At 58.0% G+C, this 17,304-nt stretch carries 14 protein-coding genes; 10 read left to right on the forward strand and 4 right to left on the reverse strand.

Annotated elements, in window-relative coordinates:
* The first annotated feature begins 336 nt into the window (after nt 1–336).
* From PQU98_RS16390 to PQU98_RS16415, 6 genes are all read left to right on the forward strand, one after another.
* Complete coding sequence (locus tag PQU98_RS16390) at nt 337–1,545, forward strand: aminotransferase class V-fold PLP-dependent enzyme (protein WP_272746042.1); 1,209 nt, start codon at nt 337–339, stop codon at nt 1,543–1,545.
* A gap of 118 nt (nt 1,546–1,663) precedes the next feature.
* On the forward strand, nt 1,664–3,355 hold the full coding sequence (locus PQU98_RS16395) for a hypothetical protein (protein ID WP_272746043.1): 1,692 nt from the start codon (nt 1,664–1,666) through the stop codon (nt 3,353–3,355).
* A gap of 8 nt (nt 3,356–3,363) precedes the next feature.
* Nucleotides 3,364–5,064 carry a M61 family metallopeptidase gene (locus PQU98_RS16400; RefSeq protein ID WP_272746044.1) on the forward strand — a complete coding sequence of 567 codons (1,701 nt, stop codon included), beginning with the start codon at nt 3,364–3,366 and terminating at the stop codon, nt 5,062–5,064.
* A 4-nt stretch (nt 5,065–5,068) separates the two neighbouring features.
* Nucleotides 5,069–6,556 carry a M61 family metallopeptidase gene (locus PQU98_RS16405; protein ID WP_272746045.1) on the forward strand — a complete coding sequence of 496 codons (1,488 nt, stop codon included), beginning with the start codon at nt 5,069–5,071 and terminating at the stop codon, nt 6,554–6,556.
* A 376-nt stretch (nt 6,557–6,932) separates the two neighbouring features.
* Entirely contained in the window at nt 6,933–9,929 is a 2,997-nt protein-coding gene (locus tag PQU98_RS16410; protein ID WP_272746046.1) for a TonB-dependent receptor domain-containing protein, read from the forward strand.
* 135 nt (nt 9,930–10,064) lie between these two features.
* Nucleotides 10,065–12,485 carry a beta-galactosidase gene (locus PQU98_RS16415; RefSeq protein WP_272746047.1) on the forward strand — a complete coding sequence of 807 codons (2,421 nt, stop codon included), beginning with the start codon at nt 10,065–10,067 and terminating at the stop codon, nt 12,483–12,485.
* Here the strand turns inward: PQU98_RS16415 and PQU98_RS16420 are convergent.
* Complete coding sequence (locus tag PQU98_RS16420) at nt 12,472–12,618, reverse strand: hypothetical protein (RefSeq protein ID WP_272746048.1); 147 nt, start codon at nt 12,616–12,618, stop codon at nt 12,472–12,474. The two genes, PQU98_RS16415 and PQU98_RS16420, sit on opposite strands and share 14 nt — an antisense overlap.
* Before the next feature lie 82 nt (nt 12,619–12,700).
* On the reverse strand, nt 12,701–12,913 hold the full coding sequence (locus PQU98_RS16425) for a hypothetical protein (protein ID WP_272746049.1): 213 nt from the start codon (nt 12,911–12,913) through the stop codon (nt 12,701–12,703).
* Nucleotides 12,914–13,110: 197 nt separating this feature from the next.
* On the opposite strand from PQU98_RS16425, the gene PQU98_RS16430 reads away from it, so the two are divergent.
* From PQU98_RS16430 to PQU98_RS16445, 4 genes are read left to right on the forward strand one after another with little or no spacing between them, the layout of a single operon-like run.
* Nucleotides 13,111–14,328 (forward strand): acyltransferase family protein, encoded by a 1,218-nt coding sequence (locus PQU98_RS16430; protein ID WP_272746050.1) that lies wholly within the window; start codon nt 13,111–13,113, stop codon nt 14,326–14,328.
* Nucleotides 14,315–14,935: a hypothetical protein gene (locus PQU98_RS16435; RefSeq protein ID WP_272746051.1), complete on the forward strand. Its 621-nt coding sequence runs from the start codon at nt 14,315–14,317 to the stop codon at nt 14,933–14,935. The genes PQU98_RS16430 and PQU98_RS16435 overlap by 14 nt, the downstream gene beginning before the upstream one ends.
* Complete coding sequence (locus PQU98_RS16440; RefSeq protein WP_272746052.1) at nt 14,928–15,548, forward strand: hypothetical protein; 621 nt, start codon at nt 14,928–14,930, stop codon at nt 15,546–15,548. Before PQU98_RS16435 ends, PQU98_RS16440 begins: the two co-directional genes overlap by 8 nt.
* Entirely contained in the window at nt 15,545–15,844 is a 300-nt protein-coding gene (locus tag PQU98_RS16445) for a winged helix-turn-helix domain-containing protein (RefSeq protein ID WP_272746053.1), read from the forward strand. The genes PQU98_RS16440 and PQU98_RS16445 overlap by 4 nt, the downstream gene beginning before the upstream one ends.
* On the opposite strand, the gene PQU98_RS16450 is transcribed toward PQU98_RS16445, so the two are convergent.
* Together PQU98_RS16450 and PQU98_RS16455 are read right to left on the reverse strand one after the other, a co-directional pair.
* A complete protein-coding gene (locus PQU98_RS16450) occupies nt 15,841–16,365 on the reverse strand; it encodes a host attachment protein (protein ID WP_272746054.1) in 525 nt (174 codons plus the stop codon). The genes PQU98_RS16445 and PQU98_RS16450 overlap by 4 nt on opposite strands.
* Nucleotides 16,366–16,459: 94 nt before the next feature.
* Nucleotides 16,460–17,224 (reverse strand): pseudouridine synthase, encoded by a 765-nt coding sequence (locus tag PQU98_RS16455; RefSeq protein WP_272746055.1) that lies wholly within the window; start codon nt 17,222–17,224, stop codon nt 16,460–16,462.
* Nucleotides 17,225–17,304: the final 80 nt, after the last annotated feature.

Consider the following 17,304-nt stretch of genomic DNA (forward strand, 5'->3'; position numbering starts at 1 on the left):
CATTATCACCGATGGGGGATAGTTTATCGCTTTTTTGACGGAGTGGCGGCGGTAAAATGTATAAATCATGCGCCCCGTGCATGGATTCTGCATTTATTATTCTGTCGCTGGGTTTTGCGATCGGCATAAATCATGCGCAATGCTGTGGATTTTAGAGGCAAGTCAGCGCTTATTGGCTGCAAGGGCTGTGAGTTGGGCTAAAAATTTCAACGATTGCTTATATCATTGCGGTCATATTGAGTTTGAGCAAGGGGCATCCTTATGCCGGTAACGCGTCGTGATTGGTTGAAAACTGCGGGAGTAGCATCGGTGGGCAGCCTGGGAGGCATGGCGGGAATGGGGAGCGCCAGCGCGCAAACCGTTGCCGCGTCGTCTGCCGATCCGTTTGCCGGGCCGGATACGCCGGTAAACTTTCCGGATAAGGCGTCCTTTGGGCCGATGGAGGTGACCTACCTCAATTCAGGCACCATGCACCCGTTCAGCAAGGGGGCAAAGTCTGCGCTGGAGGCCTATCAGGCCAAGCGCTTTATGGACCCGGCCCATCAGGGCGTGCAACTGAATGATAAGCGGGTACTGGAAAAATTCGCCAGACTGATCAATGCTGAGGCCGATGAAGTTACCTTTGTGCAATCGACCACAATGGGCGAAAACATGATTGTGGCGGGGCTGGGGCTGGCCGACCAAAAGGCGCGGATCGTCACCGACACCCTGCATTTCTTTGGCTCGATCCCGCTCTATGAAGAACTGGCCAAGCAGGGCTGTGAGGTTGTCTGGGTGCGCGACCGTGACGGGCGCATCGACCTTGAGGACATGAAAAAAGCCATCACGCCGGGCACGAAGTTTGTCGCCCTGTCGCTGGTCTCGACCATCAACGGTTTTGAGCATGACCTTAAGGCGGTGTGCGATCTGGCTCATGCGCAGGGGGCGCTGGTCTATGCCGACATTATTCACGCGGCAGGCTGTGTGCCGGTCGATGTTAAGGCCACCGGCGTCGATTTTGCGGCTTGCGCCAGTTATAAGTGGCTGATGGGCGATTTTGGTATGGGCTTTGTCTATGCCAGCAAGGCCGCCCAGAAACATCTGAAACGCCCGTTTGTCGGCTATTACGGCATGAGCGCGTTCAAGCCGCATATCTATCCGTTTGATGAGCCGGGTACGACCATTGCCGACTACGCCTTTGATGGCGGGGCGCGCGGTCTGTTTGCCGTGGGCACCAGTTCCGAATCCCTGCTGGCGCAGCTTGATTATTCGTTGGGTTATATATTGACCAATGGGGTGGAGCGCATTCAGGCCCATGCCCAGACCCTGACCGATCACCTTAAGGCCGAGTTGCCCAAGCGCGGCTATAGGCTGATGACGCCAAAGGATGCCAAAACGCCGATGGTGGCCTGTGTGCTGGAAAATGCCCGCACCAAACTCAATCCGGCGCTGGAGGCGGCCAAGATCAGGATCACGGTGTCGCAGCACCGCTTCCGCTATTCGGTGTCGGTGTTCAATGACCATGCCGATATCGAGCGGGCGCTGAAGGCCCTGCCGAAGGTTTGATTCTGGGGTCTAAAATCTGGCCGTTACGGGCATAAAGATTTCGGCTTGAGCGCACAATTCGCAAAGACGTACCTGCGCCGCCGTGGAAATATACGCGAATAATGCAGGGGATTTGCTTATGAAACTTAAGATTGCCGCCACGGTCGCTGCCCTCGGCCTGATGTCCACAGGCGCGCTGGCGCAAGGTGCGCCGCCGAAACTGGATATTCTCCTGAAACCGCACGCGACCGCCGCCGGTGCCGGTGACTATGTCGATGTGACGATTAAGCTTGAGGCGCCGAAAGCCGCCGCCGGTGAGACTCTGGCGCGCCTGCCGCTGATGATCGTGTCCATGCCGGGGATAAAGCTCGATGCCAAAGACCTTAAGGTCACCGACGCCAAGGGGGCCGTGGCTATCACTCAGGCCGATCAGCCCGCGACCCCGCAGTGGCAGTACCGTCATTTCAATGCGGGGCGCGCGACCGTTGGCGATGTGACCCTGACCTACCGCGCCCATGTCCGCGAAGTCTCCGGCACGACCCGCATGGGGCCTTTGTTTGATTTCCGTGGCCAGCCCGGCGGCGTCAATGGCGCGGGCATGACCTTTCTGGCCCTGCCGGACAAAAAGACGCCCTATAATGTGACCTTGAACTGGGATATGTCGGCGTACCCCGCAGGCGCCAAGGGCGTGCACAGTCTGGGGGAGGGGCAGGTCAGGCAGATCGCCCCGACCGACCTGTGGAACTTCAGCTATTATTACGCGGGCAACGTCCAGACCTATTCGGCTGACGGGTTTTCGATGTACTGGACGACGACCCCGCCGTTTGACACTAACGCTGTGGCGCATAAGATCGGCGCGCTTTACGGGCAGATGACGTCCTTTTTCAGAGCGGAGGGCGGCAGCTACCGCGTCTTTGTGCGGGAAAACCCGTTCAGCGGCATGGGCGGGACGGCCTTGGCGTCGTCGTTTATCTTTGGCTATGATGCGAATAATCCGCCGACGCTGGATAAGCTTCAGGCCTTGCTGGCGCACGAAATGGCCCATAACTGGCTGAAAATCGGCGGTGAGCATGGCGATTCTGCCTGGTACACCGAAGGCACGGCCGAGTATTATTCGATCATGCTGGCGCAGAGAGCTGGTCTTTTGACGCCCGCTCAGGTTGGTGAGATGATCACTGACCGGGCCTTCAGCTACTGGTCAAACCCGTTGAGCGCGCTCAGCAATGCCGATGCGGCTGCGGCCTTCTGGAAGGACAACAGCGCCCAGACCATCCCTTATGGCCGCGGGCTGTTGTACCTGATCAATACCGACGCCAGGATTCGCGCGGCCACCGGCGGGGCCAAGACGCTTGATACGATGGTACAGGCCATGATCACCAAGCAAAAGGCCGGTGAAACCCCCGGCATCGATGTCTGGCTGGCGCTGGTGGGGGCCGAGATCGGGGCGCAGGCTAAGACCGACTATGACAATATGGTCGCGGGCAAGCCGCTGATGCCGGTCGCCGGTGCTCTGGGGCCATGCTTTACGGTGGTGCCCGCCACGGTGCGCCGGTTCGATCTGGGCTTTGATCAGCCGTCACTCGATAAAAAACTGATCAGCGGTGTGCGGGGGGGATCAGCAGCCGAGACGGCGGGACTGAAGGACGGCGATGTGGTCATTGAAGCCACCAGCGTGTTCGATGCCCAGCGGACTCAAACCAGTCAGATGAAACTTAAGATCAAACGTGGTGAGGCCGTCATCGACATATCCTATCTGCCGCGCGGTGAGGCCGTGGCCGCCCATCAGTGGCAGCGCAAGGCCGATGTCGCGGATGCCGCCTGTAAATTGTGAGGCCTGACATGCGTAGTTTGTTGTTAAGTGCGTCCCTGATGGCTTTGGCCGCAGGGGCGGTGGCTGAGCCGCTAAAGCTTGATCTGACCCTGACGCCGCAGGTGTCAGCCGAGGCCGTTACCGGCTGGACGGTCGAGAGCCGCTTTGACACGGTGGCGGGCGATCCGGCCCTGCGCTTTACGATCCCCAAAACGCTTGGGCCATTGCAGCGCATCCCTGACCGCATCAGCCTGATCACCGCCCGCGACGATCAGGGGCCGCTTACCCTGACTATATCGGACGGCACCGGCTATATGGGCGCGCCCGCACAGGTGTTCACCACGGATCGTGCCCCGGTCGGTGATGTGATTTTGCGCTATCAGGTCGCAACTTCGCAGGAAACCATTTCCGGCCCCAACTGGGAACTGCGCTCAGAAGGGCTGGGGTCGAGTGCGCAGGGATCGTCGATCCTGCTGCTGCCGGATCAGGAAAAGCCCTATCAGGTCAGTATCAACTGGAACCTCAAAAACCTGCCGCAGGGGGCGCGGGCGATCACCTCCTATGCCCGCGATCCGAAGACGGTGACCGAGCCGATCAGCCGCCTGCGCCAGACCTATTTCATGGCCGGAAATCTGATCTCTACGCCTGATGATCTGACGACGCCCAGCGTTTTTCGTGCCGCCTCCACCGCCATCAATAATCACCCGCAGAAGCCGTTACTCGACTGGTCATCCGACGCCTATACCCGCATGTCGGGCTATTTCGGATTTCAATCGCCGCCGCCGTTTACGGTGCTGATGCGCTCCAACATCTATGGTGGAACCAGTGGCACGGCCGGCCCGGAAGGCCTGATCGCCACTATGGCCCCGCAGGCCAGCGAACTGGGGATCAAGAGTCTGATTTCCCATGAGATGGTCCATGTTTATCTGCATGGTCTGATGGAAGCCGACGACAGTGGCCGCAACCCTGATGCCGGCTGGTTCACCGAAGGCATCGCCGTCTATTATCAACGCCGCGCGCCGTTTAAGACCGGCCTGTTTACGCCGGATCAGTTCCTTGAGGACTTTAATGAAACCGCGCGGGCCTATTATTCCAATATCCGCATCAACGTGCCGATGTCGGAGGCGATCAAGAATTTCTGGACCGATCCGCGTCAGCGCATCCAGCCCTATAACCGCGGGGCGATGTATTTCCATGTCCTCGACGGTCAGATCCGCGCCAAGTCAAAGGGTAAGCGCACGCTGGATGATGTGGTGCGCCCCTATCTGAAGCGCCACAATGACGGTCTGTCGGTGACCGAAAAAGACTGGATGGATTTGCTGGTGGCGGAACTGGGGCCCAAGGCGAAAACCGATTTTGAGGCCATGATGAACGGCGCGGTGCAAATCCCTGCGTCGAATGCTTTGGGAATGTGTTTCAAACGCGTCGAAACTCAGATGCCGGTGTTTGAACTGGGCTTTGAGATGCCGAGCCTGATCAACCGTCCGCGTGTGATTGCGGGCCTTGATCCGGCCTCTCCGGCGGCAAAGGCGGGCTTAAAAGACGGCGATGTCGTCACCAATACCCTGATCCTCGATGCCATCCAGCAGGACCCGCGTGAGCCGATTACACTGAAAATCGAGCGCGGCGGGGAAAAGCATGACATCACCTTCAGCCCGCAGGGGCATTTGACTAAGGGCTATCTGTGGCAACACGTCAAAGGTGTTTCCGATGCAAAATGTGCGGAGTAAATTTATGAAAATTCTGTTCGCGGTTGTCGCGGCTCTGGCGGCGGGGACGGCTCATTCACAGGTACTGGATATGACCTGGAAACCAGTGCGTGATGCTGCCGGTGAGGTGGCGGCCATCGAAGTGACGCAGGTCGTCAATGGTGTGGCCGGTGATAAGCCGTTCGGGCTGAATGCGCCGGTGACCTATGCCGCGGTGACCGGTGTGGCCGATCGTATTTCGGGATTAAAAGTTACCGACAGTGCGGGCGAAATCACCTTTACGGTCTCAGAAGATAAGCCCATCTCCGGCGGCTTTCCCTATTACCGGCACTGGACGGCTACGCGGGCGGTAAATTACCCCGTGACCGTCAGCTACAGCGCTTTGGTGCAACCGGTAAACAGTCCCGGTGGGCCGGCCTTTGGTATCCGGCCTTCGGGGGGCGGGGTGTCGGGCTCAGGCGGCGGTTTTCTGATGCTGCCGGAAAATGCCGGTACGACCACGTCAAAAGTCAAATGGGACCTAAGCGGACTTGCGGCCGGATCGGTCGGGGTGACCACCTTTGGCGAAGGCGCGTTTGAGGTCAAGGGGACGCCACAGACCCTGACCGGCGGCTGGATTATGGCCGGGCCCGCGCAACACTATTCTATTCCCGGCGATAGCCACTTTAATGCCTACTGGCTGGGCGGATTGCCGTTTGATGCCGAGGCCGAAATGGTGTGGGCGTCCAAGGCCTATAAGGTGCTGTCGACCTCATTCAAATATATGAACCCGGCGCCCGATTACCGGGTGTTTCTGCGCGGACTGAAGACCCCGCCGTTTGGGGGCGGCACGGCGCTGGGTAACTCCTTCATGTTTTCGATGAGCGAGGCGGCGAAAAAAGACATTCACGATATCCGCATCACCATCTTCCACGAGATGGGCCATCAGTGGGTCGGCGGGATCGAAGGCGGGGTGGCCGACAACTGGTTCACCGAAGGGCTTAACGTCTATTACACCACCATTCTGCCGCTACGGGGCGGGCTGGTCAGTGTCGACGAATATGCGGCACTTTTGAACGAGCAGGTCGCCAATTACTATACCTCTCCGGCGCGCAACTGGTCAGCGGAAAAGATTGTCGGCGTCGGTTTTGGCGATGAGAAAATCCGCCATACCCCCTATGTGCGCGGGGCGTTGTACTGGGCCGACCTGGATGTGCAGATCCGCAAAAACTCCAAGGGGAAGCGTAACCTTGATGCCTTCCTGGCACCGATGTTTGCCGCCCGCCATAAGGGGGAGCGCTTTGATCGGGCCTATTTTGAGGCCATGTTGACGGCGGAACTGGGGTCAAAGGCTGTGGAAGATTTCCGCGCCATCAATATCGACGGCACCAAAACCCTCGATCCGTCGCCCAAGGCTTTCGGGCCGTGTTTTACCCGCAAGGCCACACAATTGCCTGCAAAAGACGGGGCGGTGGACGGCTTTCAGTATATTCGCCTGAAAAGCGTTGCGAATAAAAAATGCGCACGCTGGTGATGGCGGTGTTATAGGTCTTTGGGCGATGTATGACGCCAGATACCGCGCAAAGGCTTATATCTCTTGAGGGTGTGGGTTTAATGACACAGGAATTCTTGTGTCATTTCCATTTGTGATGAGATTGGCACAGTGGCGGTTTGTTGAATAAAAATTGTCACGGTCTTCTGCTAACCGAATAAAAATTTTATGTCGCTAATGTGACGGCCTTAAGAAAGGCATGAAAAACCGCGTCGCCCGTCCTACCGTTAATGTCAGAGGCATCATTTGACTACGCGGTGTGAAGGGCCTCCTTTTTCAGCACATGAACCTACGGCAGGGGATAGTAAATGCCGGGTTCAGGTATCATCCGCGGGGTTAAGGCAAGAGGGATATGAGAGTGACCAATCGTAATAAATTAATGGCTTCGACGATTTTTGGCGGCAGCATAATTTTGTCGGCCCTGATGGCGTCGGTTAGCTATGCGCAGGACGCTGTGCCGCCCGCCGAAGAAGAAGTCGTGCAGGAAGTGGTCGTGACCGGATCGCGTATTCGTCGCGCCAGCACCAGCACCTCCGCGCCCGTGACCATGATTGATTCTCAGGCCCTGACGGATCGTGGCGTGGTTCAGGCGGGTGAAATGCTCAACCTGACGACCTCAATCGCTGCCTCTGTGCCGCTGGCTGACAATACTGGCAACGATGCGGGTACGGGGCAGCAGTTCCCGAACCTGTTCGGTATGGGGACGGGCCGTACACTTACTCTGGTCAATGGTCGCCGCTTTGTCGCTTCGCAGGCCGGCATGGATGGCAACGCGGTTGACACCAACATGATCCCGTCGGGCCTGATCAAGCGGATTGACGTGGTTCAGGCCGGTGGGGCCGCTGTTTACGGGTCTGACGCTATCGCCGGTGTCATCAACTATGTGCTGAAGGACGATTTCGAAGGGGCAGAACTGGATATCCAGACCGGCATTTCATCGCGCGGCGATTACCCGAAAAACTCTATTCGCGCCACGTTCGGCCATAACTTTGCCGATGGCAAAGGCAATCTGGCCTTTGATGCCGGCTGGTCCAAGACCGACCCTCTGTACTATAGCGACCGCCCGCGCAGCGCCCTTGGCCGCGTCAACGTCTCCAGCGGCAACACCAATCCCAGCGACGGCATCCCGACCGTGCGCGAAAACCTCGATACCCGCTTCTGGTCGTTCAATACCAATGGCGTGATCTTTGCCACAGCACCAGCACCGGCCCTCAATGCCGACGGTACGCCGCGCTTTATCCTGAAAAGCAATGGCACCTACACCCAGTTCAATGATGCCGGTACCGGCCTTGCCGCCTATGATTCCGGCACACCGGGCGGGATTCCGTTCTCATCCGGTGGTGACGGTTTCAGCTACCGCGAACTGGCCGCACTTTATACCGGCGTTAAACGCAGCACCGCCAACCTGGTCGGCCACTACGATCTGACTGATCGTATCAAGCTTTATGGCGAGGTGAGCTATGCCGAAACCGAAGGTTATGATCCGTATCAGTCCTATCAGTCGAATACGGTGCTCAATGCGCCGGCGACCGGTTCGGGCTATATTGCCTTTACCCGCAACAACGCCTTCCTGACGCCGGAGACGATCACGGCGCTGACTGCCGCATCGCCGTCGTTTGGGGTGGGTGCACCTCTGTTCCTGTCCAAGCTGTGGGCCGACCTGTGGCCATCGCGGGCCGGTGAATACACCACCGAAAGCTACCGCACACTGGGCGGGATTTCCGGTGATTTCGATGCTTTTGACCGTAACTTCTACTGGGATGTGTCCTATAGCCGTGGTGTCACCGAAGGTGAGCAGCGCGGATGGGGCACCATCACGGCGAACCTGGCCAAGGCCGTCAATGCGGTGAAGAACTCATCGGGTCAGATCGTCTGTGCGGTCAATGCCGATGCCTCGACTGCCAATGACGACGCGGCCTGTGTGCCGATCAACATGTTCGGCACCGGCAATGTCACCGATGCCGGTCGCGCCTATGTCTCGGCCGAAGTCGGTTCGGACTACAAGAACACGCAGGATGATTTCCTGGCAACGATCGGTGGTGACCTGTTCAGCCTGCCGGCCGGTATGGTCAACTTCTCGCTGGCCTATGAGCACCGCAAGGAAGAGGCCGAATTCAATCCGTTACCTGCCAACCAGAATGGCACGGTCGGCGCCGGTACCAAGACCCTGCCGACCGCCGGTGAGTACAAGACCGACGAATATTCGGCCGAAGTCCTGATCCCGATCATCGGCGGCGACTTCACCCTGCCGTTGGTCAAGGCTCTGGAAGTCACGGGTGCCTATCGTTATGTCGATCACTCGATCGCCGGTAACGAAGATGTCTGGGGTGCCGGTATCCGCTGGCAGGTCGTCGATTCGTTCGCCTTCCGCGCCAATCAGAGCCGTAACTTCCGTGCGCCTACCCTGACACAACTGTTTGCCCCGACCTCATCGGCGCTGGGCAGCGTAGGGCAGGATCCGTGCGATTTCCGCTACATCAACTCTGGTCCGGCGCCAGCCACCCGTCTGGCCAACTGTCAGGCTGAATGGACGGCGGCTGGCCGCAATCCGGCAGCGCTTACGACCTTCCAGAACGACTCGACCAACTTCTCTTCGGCTATGGTCACCACAGGTGGTAATCTTGATCTGAAAAACGAAGTGTCGGAAACCACCACCTACGGCTTTGTGTTCCAGCCGACCTTCCTGCGCGGCCTGACCGTTGTGGTCGACCGCTTCGAGGTTGAACTGGAAAACGGCCTGTCTGCCTTCCTGCCGGTTAACTTCATGGCGACCTGCTATGACTCGACGGTGCGTCCGGCTGATGTCTGCGCCTCCTTCACCCGTGATGCGACCACCGGCAATGTCATCACGGCTATGACGACGACCTACAATGCCGGTCTGGTCAACATGGAAGGTGAGACCTACAACGTCAACTACACCTTCCCGCTGGGGCAATACTTCGGTGACCGTGATCTGGGCCGTCTGGAACTGGGTCTGGAAGCCACCCATCTGGCGCTCTATGAAACCTCGGTCACCGGGTTCGATCTGACCCGTACCGATGGCACGACTGTGCAACCGGCATGGACGACGCGCTTTGACATCAACTGGTCAAAGGGCCCATACCGTGCGACCTATTCGGCCTTCTACCTGTCGGAAGGCAAGGTCAACCGCACGGACACGATCGAAAATACACCGACACCGAACATTGACGCCAATCTGCGCCACAGCATCTCGGCTCAGTATGATGTAAATGAAAAGCTGACCCTGCGTGGTGGTGTCACCAACCTGACCGACGAAGAGCCGTCCTATCCGACCCTGAGCTACGGCGATATCCTTGGCCGTCAGTACTATGTCGGCCTGAAGGCGAAGTTCTAAAGAACTAATTGTAAATGGAAGTACAGAAAGCGCGGGCCGGAAGGCTCGCGTTTTTTGCGTCCGATTGTGATTATAAATGATTGCATCTGCTCTGTGTTCCGGCCCATATAGGTCAAAACATTCAGGAGCAGGGACATGAAGACATCAGCAGCGATCAGCGCACTTGTGTGGGCTTTGGCGGGGGGCGCCGTGGCCGAAACGCTTGTTTTGGATGCTTCGGCACCAGCCCCGACACCGGTTGAGGGCACGTTGAAAATGGGCGCGGGTCGTGCCCCCGACGGTACCGTCATCCATGTCAACAACCAGTATCTGCTGATCGGCGGCAAACCCGTCGTGCCGGTCATGGGCGAATTTCACTACAGCCGCTTTCCGCGCGCCTATTGGGAAGAGCAACTGCTGAAAATGAAGGCGGCGGGCGTCAATGTCATCGCCACCTACGTTATCTGGCAGCACCACGAAGAACAGGCCGGTCAGTCCGACTGGGACGGTGATCTCGATCTGCGTGCCTTTATCGAACTGTGCCAGAAGCATGGGCTCTACACTTACCTAAGACCCGGTCCGTGGGCTCATGCCGAAGTACGCTTTGGCGGTATCCCTGACTGGGTGGTCGATTCCGTGCCGACGCGCTCTAACGATCCGACTTATTTGAGTTATGTCGAAGCCTTTTACGGTAGGGTGGCGGAACAGTCCAAAGGCCTGCTGTGGAAAGACGGCGGGCCGGTTATCGGCGTGCAGCTTGAGAACGAATATAACCGCAATGGTTATCTGCAGGGGCGCGACCATATCTCAAAACTGAAAGAGATCGCGCTGAAAGTCGGGCTCGATGTGCCCCTCTATTCGGTGACGGGCTGGGATAATGCCCTGTTTCCGCGCGGTGAGGTTATTCCGGTGTTCGGCTCATACGTGGATGAGCCTTGGTCAGCGTCCGCCACCATCCTGCCGCCGAAATCAAGCTATATGTTCCAGTTCGGGGTGCGCAACGAAAAGGGGCTGGGGGCGCAGGGCTCAACCTCCACTCAGGATGACGGCTCCCGCGACACCGACATCACGCCGTTTTTCGGAGCTGAATACGGCGGCGGGGTGCCGACCATGTACCGCCGCAGACCGATCATAAAGCCCGATGATATCTCGAAAATGACCCTGACCAAGATCGGCTCAGGCGTAAACCTGATGGGCTATTACATGTTCCAGGGCGGCCAGAACCCGCCGGGATCTCCGACCCGCGAAGAAACCGTCGCCACCGGCGGTTATAATGATATGGCCAAGCTGGGCTATGATTTTCAGGCCCCACTGGGCCAGTACGGTCAGGCCCATCCGGTGCTGCATCAGCTTAAGCCGATCCATTATTTCCTTGAGGCATTCGGGGATCGGTTGGCGCCGACCCACACCTATGCACCCGTGACGCAACCGTCCGGTTCTGATGATCTGAAAACCCTGCGCTGGTCATACCGAGGGCAGGGGGATGCGGGCTTTGTGTTCGTCAACAACTATATCCGCCAATACGATATGGCCGCGCATCAGGACGTGCGGTTTGCAGTCAAACTGGCCGGCAAGACTGTGACCCTGCCATCAAAGGGCGTGGATATCGACAATGGCGACAACTTCATGTGGCCGGTCAATTTTGACCTGTCGGGGATAAATCTCAACTGGGCGTCGGCGCAGCCGGTGACCAGAATCACGGACGGTGAGGGTGATATCTATATCTTCGCCCAAAGCGGAGATATTGCGGCTGAATTCGCTTTTGGGGCCGAGGTGACGGTCAAAGGCGCAAAGCTGAAAGAGGGGCTACGTATTGTCTCGGCGAAAGCTGGTAAAGGATCGGTTATCCGGGCAACGCAGGCCGGTAAAACCGCACGCATTCTGTTGTTGACCGACGATCAAGCTAAACACCTGACCAAGGTCGATCTGGGCGGAAAAGCTCATGTTGTGTTGAGCGACGCCCATGTCTTTGGCAATGATCAGGGCGGGTTTGAGTTGCGCCAGACGGGTAAGGCCGATTTCAATTTCAGCATCTATCCGGCGCCGGATAAGGCTCCAACCGGAAGCGCCGCGCTGAAATCCGCTAAAAAGGACGGCATTTTCACGGTTTATCAGGCGAAATTGCCCACCAAGACCTTAACCGCTGAGTTGACGCCGCTGCGGCCCGCGCAAAAAGCGCCACCGCTTAAAACCTATGGGCCGCGTAATACACCGGTGGTGCCGGAGCCGGAAAGCTTTGCGGCATCTGCCGGCTGGACGATCAAAGTGCCGTCGGATGCGCTGAGCGGGGTGGCTGATGCGTACCTTGATATCGCCTATCAGGGCGATGTGGCCCGGCTATTTTCAGGGGCGCGCCTGATCGATGATGAGTTTTATAACGGCCTGACCTGGCGGATCGGCTTAAAACGCTATGCGGAGATCATCGATAAGCCGCTGACACTGACCATCATGCCGATGCGTGAGGATTCAAAGGTTTACCTTGACGCCAGCGCCCGCCCGCAGTTCACGGACGGTCAGGTGGCGAAGGTTACGTCTGTGACCCTGACCCCGGAATATGGCCTGACTATAAGGCCATAAGGATAAACAGCCCCAGCCCCATAACCCCCGCCACACCCAGAGCGCAGATGCGGGCAATCTGTTCGATATCATTGACTGAAAGGGTCGTAGCCTGACGGCTGCGGGGTGCGGTGAGGGCGTGGGAATGTGACATGACTACCGCCTTTTTTGAGTTGTGATCTATGGCCCGATGATGTTGCCGCGGGCCATAAAATCTCAATGGGGTTTAGAGGCCATCAGATAAGCTCAATGATCAGGTCGGGCGAATCGGGTGTAGCCTTCGCTTCTGCTGGCGGCGCCGGTTGGGCGGCGGTGGTGACGGTCGATACAGATAACCACGCGACGATTAACACCACGCAGGCCACGATGAACCATTTCAGGCGGCGTACATCCGCGTGGGTGGTTGCGGGGTGGTGGTCACGTTCAAGGCTGTTTGAATCAGTAGGCATATCTGATCTCCTTACCCTTTACGGTGTGGGTGCGGAGTGTGCGCTGCGCAGTGTAAGTAATCTGTAGGTCCATCAAGCGAAATCATAAGGCGCGTGCGAATCTCATCACGTTTTTACGAGCGTGAAAAACATGTTTGTAAAATAAACCAGTTTGTGTATATCGTCGTTATGTTGAAAACGCACCGAGGAGGCGGGACATGACAGACACATTGAAAACGGTAGATGAAGGGCGATACGGTGCGCTTGATGCCGTCAGGGCCGGGGCACTAATGTTGGGGGTGGCTCTGCACGCCACCATGTCCTATACCGATCCGCCGTTCTGGATCGTGCAGGACGCGCAGAGGGATAACGGCTTCTGGATCGGCTTCTTTGTCATCCATATCTTCCGCATGAGCCTGTTTTTCATGCTGGCCGGCTTTTTTGCGCGGCTGGTGTTTCATAAATATGGCCTCAAAGGCTTTGTCGCCAATCGTTTCAAGCGCATCGCGTTGCCTTTGTTAATTTTCTGGCTGCCGGTGATTGCGGCGATTATTACGCTGGCCGTTATGACCTCAATGAAGTTCGCCGCGGCCGGAGGTGTGGTACCTCCCGCGCCACCACCGCCGACCTTAGCGACGTTTCCGCTGACCCACCTGTGGTTCCTCTATATGCTGCTTGTGCTTTATGTCGGGATGCTGGCCGTGCGCGGGATTGTGGTGCTGATTGATCGTAAAGGGGCCTTGCGTGAGGGCATGGGCAAGGTGCTGGGGTGGGGCGTCAAAACCGGCGTGGCCATACCTGTGCTGGCCCTGCCGCTGGTGTTGGTGACAGCGCAGGCGGATGACTGGATGCGCTGGATCGGCATACCGACGCCTGATACCGGCTTTGTGCCTAATCTGATGGCCTTGACCGGCTTTGGGGTGGCGTTTGTGTTTGGCTGGGGCCTGCATCGTCGGGCTGACCTGTTAGCCACCCTGGCGCAGCAATGGATGCTGAACCTGCTGGCGGCGGTGATCTTCACCACCTATTGCCTGTGGGACATGGATGCGACGGCCAGCTTCGATAAGGTCGCAGGCCGTGATCATCTGCTCTATGCGGCAAGCTATAGTCTGGCGATCTGGACGTGGAGCCTTGGCCTGATCGGGCTGGCGATGAAAACCCTGTCTAAGCCGAGTCAGGTCTGGCGCTTTTTATCAGACTCGTCCTATTGGGTATATATCGTCCACCTGCCGCTGGTGCTGGGATTTCAGTATCTGCTGATGGATCAGAACTGGCCGGCGGGGGCGAAATTCGTCGCCGTGGTGGCGGGGACTCTGGTCATCGGGTGGGTCAGCTACCGGTTCGGGGTCAGGTACACGATCATAGGTACGTTACTGAATGGCCGCAAACGCGCGCCTCACAAACTGAAACAGGCGGCCGCCCATGCCACAAACTAAAAACAATCCTGAGCGATCCTTTGCCGCAAGTTTTGCGGATGAGGGGCCACGCTCTCAGGCGGCGACCGGGCTGGTGTTTCTGTGGGCGGGGTTGCTCTATGGGGCCCAGACTCTGGCTTACGGCGCTATAGAAGCGGGCCTGTTCGCCCTGTCAGGTAGCGGGGGGCTTATTCTGGCGCTGGCACCGACCATCCCTTTTCTGGCGGTCATTGTTTATGTGAGCTGGCAGGGCCGCACATCTCAAAAAGGGGTGGCGACGCGCGCGCTTAACGCCTGCTACACCTCGGCAGGGCTGGTCAATCTGGTGATCGCCATTGCCTTTGGCGTTCTGGCGGCGCGAAAGCAAAACATGACCATATGGCTGTTATATCCGATCGTCATCTGCGCCATGCAGGGGGCGGCCTGGTATGCGGCCTGCGCGATCCGGCGCAAGGTCTGGCTGGGCGCGATTTCAGCGGGGTGGTTTGTCGTGACGGTGATTTTAACGCTGCTGGTGACCCGCATTGAGGCCTATCTGCTGGTGCTGGGACTGGCCCTATGGGGTCTGATGGCCGCGCCCGGCTATGCGTTGATGAAACGGGCCGCAACGGAGCCGGACAATGCGTGAGGTAAACCCACAATCGGCCCGCGACGATCTGGCCTTTATCACGTCTTTGGTAGGTGAAGGGGCGCGGGCTCAGGTCTCTGGCGGGGTTCTGCTGCTGAGCGGCGGTATTCTTTACGGGATACAATGTCTATGCCACTGGGCCGATATGGCCGGGTTTATCCGTCTGGGGACGGCGGGGCATCTGATCAACGGCATATTGCCGTCGGTGCTGTTTCTGGTGGCCGTTGGTATTGTCATGTGGCGCGACCGCCATAAGACCCACACCGGCGTGGCCAGTCGCGCGCTGAATGCCGCTTTTGGCGGGGTGGGGCTGGCCAACCTGTTTATGAATTTTGTGTTCGGTTATACGGCCCTGACGCATAAGCTGTGGTTTATCTGGATGCTGTACCCTATCGTGTTGTGTTCGCTTATGGGGGCGGCGTGGTATGTGGCGGTCATCATCCGGCGAAAGCTGTGGCTGGGGGCAGTGTCCGCCGGCTGGTTTGCAGCGGCGTTCGCCTTGATGTGGCGGATTGAGACGCCGGACTATATGCTGATCCTGTCGGCGGCTCTGTTCCTGCTGATGGGCGTGCCGGGCTATGTGTTCATGCGGTTGGCAAAGGCGCAGGCGTGAGCGGTTTCGATGTCAATCGTCTGGATGACGCCATTCACGGACGCCTGCGTCTGGGGATCATGGCCTATCTGGCCGATGCGGAGACGGCTGATTTCAATGAGTTGAAAGCGGTGCTTGAGGCTACTCAGGGCAATCTGTCGATCCACCTGCGCAAGCTTGAGGATGTCGGCTATATCGAAATCATCAAAAGCTTTCAGGGCCGAAAGCCTCTGACCCGCGCACACATTACGCCCGCGGGTCGTAGGGCTTTTTCGAACTATATCAAGGTCTTATCGGGACTTGTAGGTAAGGCTTAAACCAGCTCTGTGAGGTGAGAGGCAAGCTGATGCGGGCTTTCGGCTGTCAGATCCTTTGGGATTTCAGCCTCAATGGTCGCTAGTACGCCCTTACTGAACAGCTTGCGCAGTTCACCCAGCAGCTTGGCGGGGGCGATGACGGTCAGGCGCTCAAACCGGCCCGCCAGATGGGCACCATTAATGGCCTCAGCCGCCGTTTTCATCAGGTCGAGCTTGACTTCCTGACGGGCATCTATGGGGGGCTCGGACATGCTGCGCTGTGAGGAATAGCTCTGAAAGACTCGCCCCAGCTTATCCGGATTGACATCATAGATGGCCTCGGCGGATTGCGCCTGCCAGGACAGGCCATCCACGGCTTTCAGGCTCTGACGGGTTTCGATCGTGCCGGGGCGGTTGGGCTGGGCGGTCGTCGGCACCTCAGCGTTGTCGGTTTCGCGGCCATAGACAGTGGCGGATTTCCCGCTGGCAACCAGAACCCATGACACGGCGGTTTTGCGCGCCGCCGGTTGAAAATCAGGCATATTCAGATCCTTTCAAGGTGTGAAACGATCCCCCTTTAGCCGGGGTAGATTATGCGCCGATGTCGAAAAGATTCAATGCGGTAAGCTTATCCGGTCAGGACTGTCTGATCAGCGCGGCTCGTTCGTCTGCGGTCATATGCCGCCACTGACCTTCGGGCAGGTCGCCCATGTGCAGAGGCCCGATCCGGTCGCGATAAAGATCAATAACCCGCAGTTCGACCATCTCGCACATGCGCCGTATCTGACGGTTGCGGCCTTCTTTCAGGATAAAGCTTAAGGACTGTTCGCCGGTCTGGGTGACGATGGCGGGCTTAAGCTTACGCCCATCCAAGGTCAGGCCATGCCGCAACCATTTCAGTTTCTCTTCAAACAACGGCCCGCGCACCCGGACATGATATTCTTTTTCAAGATCACTTTCGGGGCCGATAATGGCTTTGGCCAGCACGCCGTCCTCGGACAGGATCAGAAGGCCGCGCGAGTCCTTATCCAGCCGCCCGACCGGCGCCAGCTTGGAATGATGGTCCGGGAAAACCTCAGCCGGGCCATAGACATTGGCGCGCCGGATCATACGCACCGCCGGTGTTTCACCGGCCTCCGGCGTGCCGGAGACGATGCCGATCGGCTTGTGATACAGGATCGTCATCCGGCTATCTAGGGCGTCCTTACCGGAATCGTCGATGGATACCGTCTGGCCTTTTTCGATCTTGCGTCCCGCATCGGTCACACGCACACCGTCGACCAGCATCTGGCCACGCTCGATCAGACTGTCGGCTTCACGGCGTGAGCACACCCCTGATTGCGCCAGCCATTTGTTGACGCGCACCGGTTCATCGCCATTGTAGATTCGGCTCCAGGCCATGAATATCTCCTGATCTGCCGGCCTTATTAGCTCTAACCGTCAGGTCATGCCATAGCTTTATCGGACTTAAAGCGCACGAT

Origin of the sequence: Asticcacaulis machinosus, from assembly GCF_028550435.1 — a bacterium.
Taxonomy (GTDB): Bacteria; Pseudomonadota; Alphaproteobacteria; order Caulobacterales; family Caulobacteraceae; genus Asticcacaulis; species Asticcacaulis machinosus.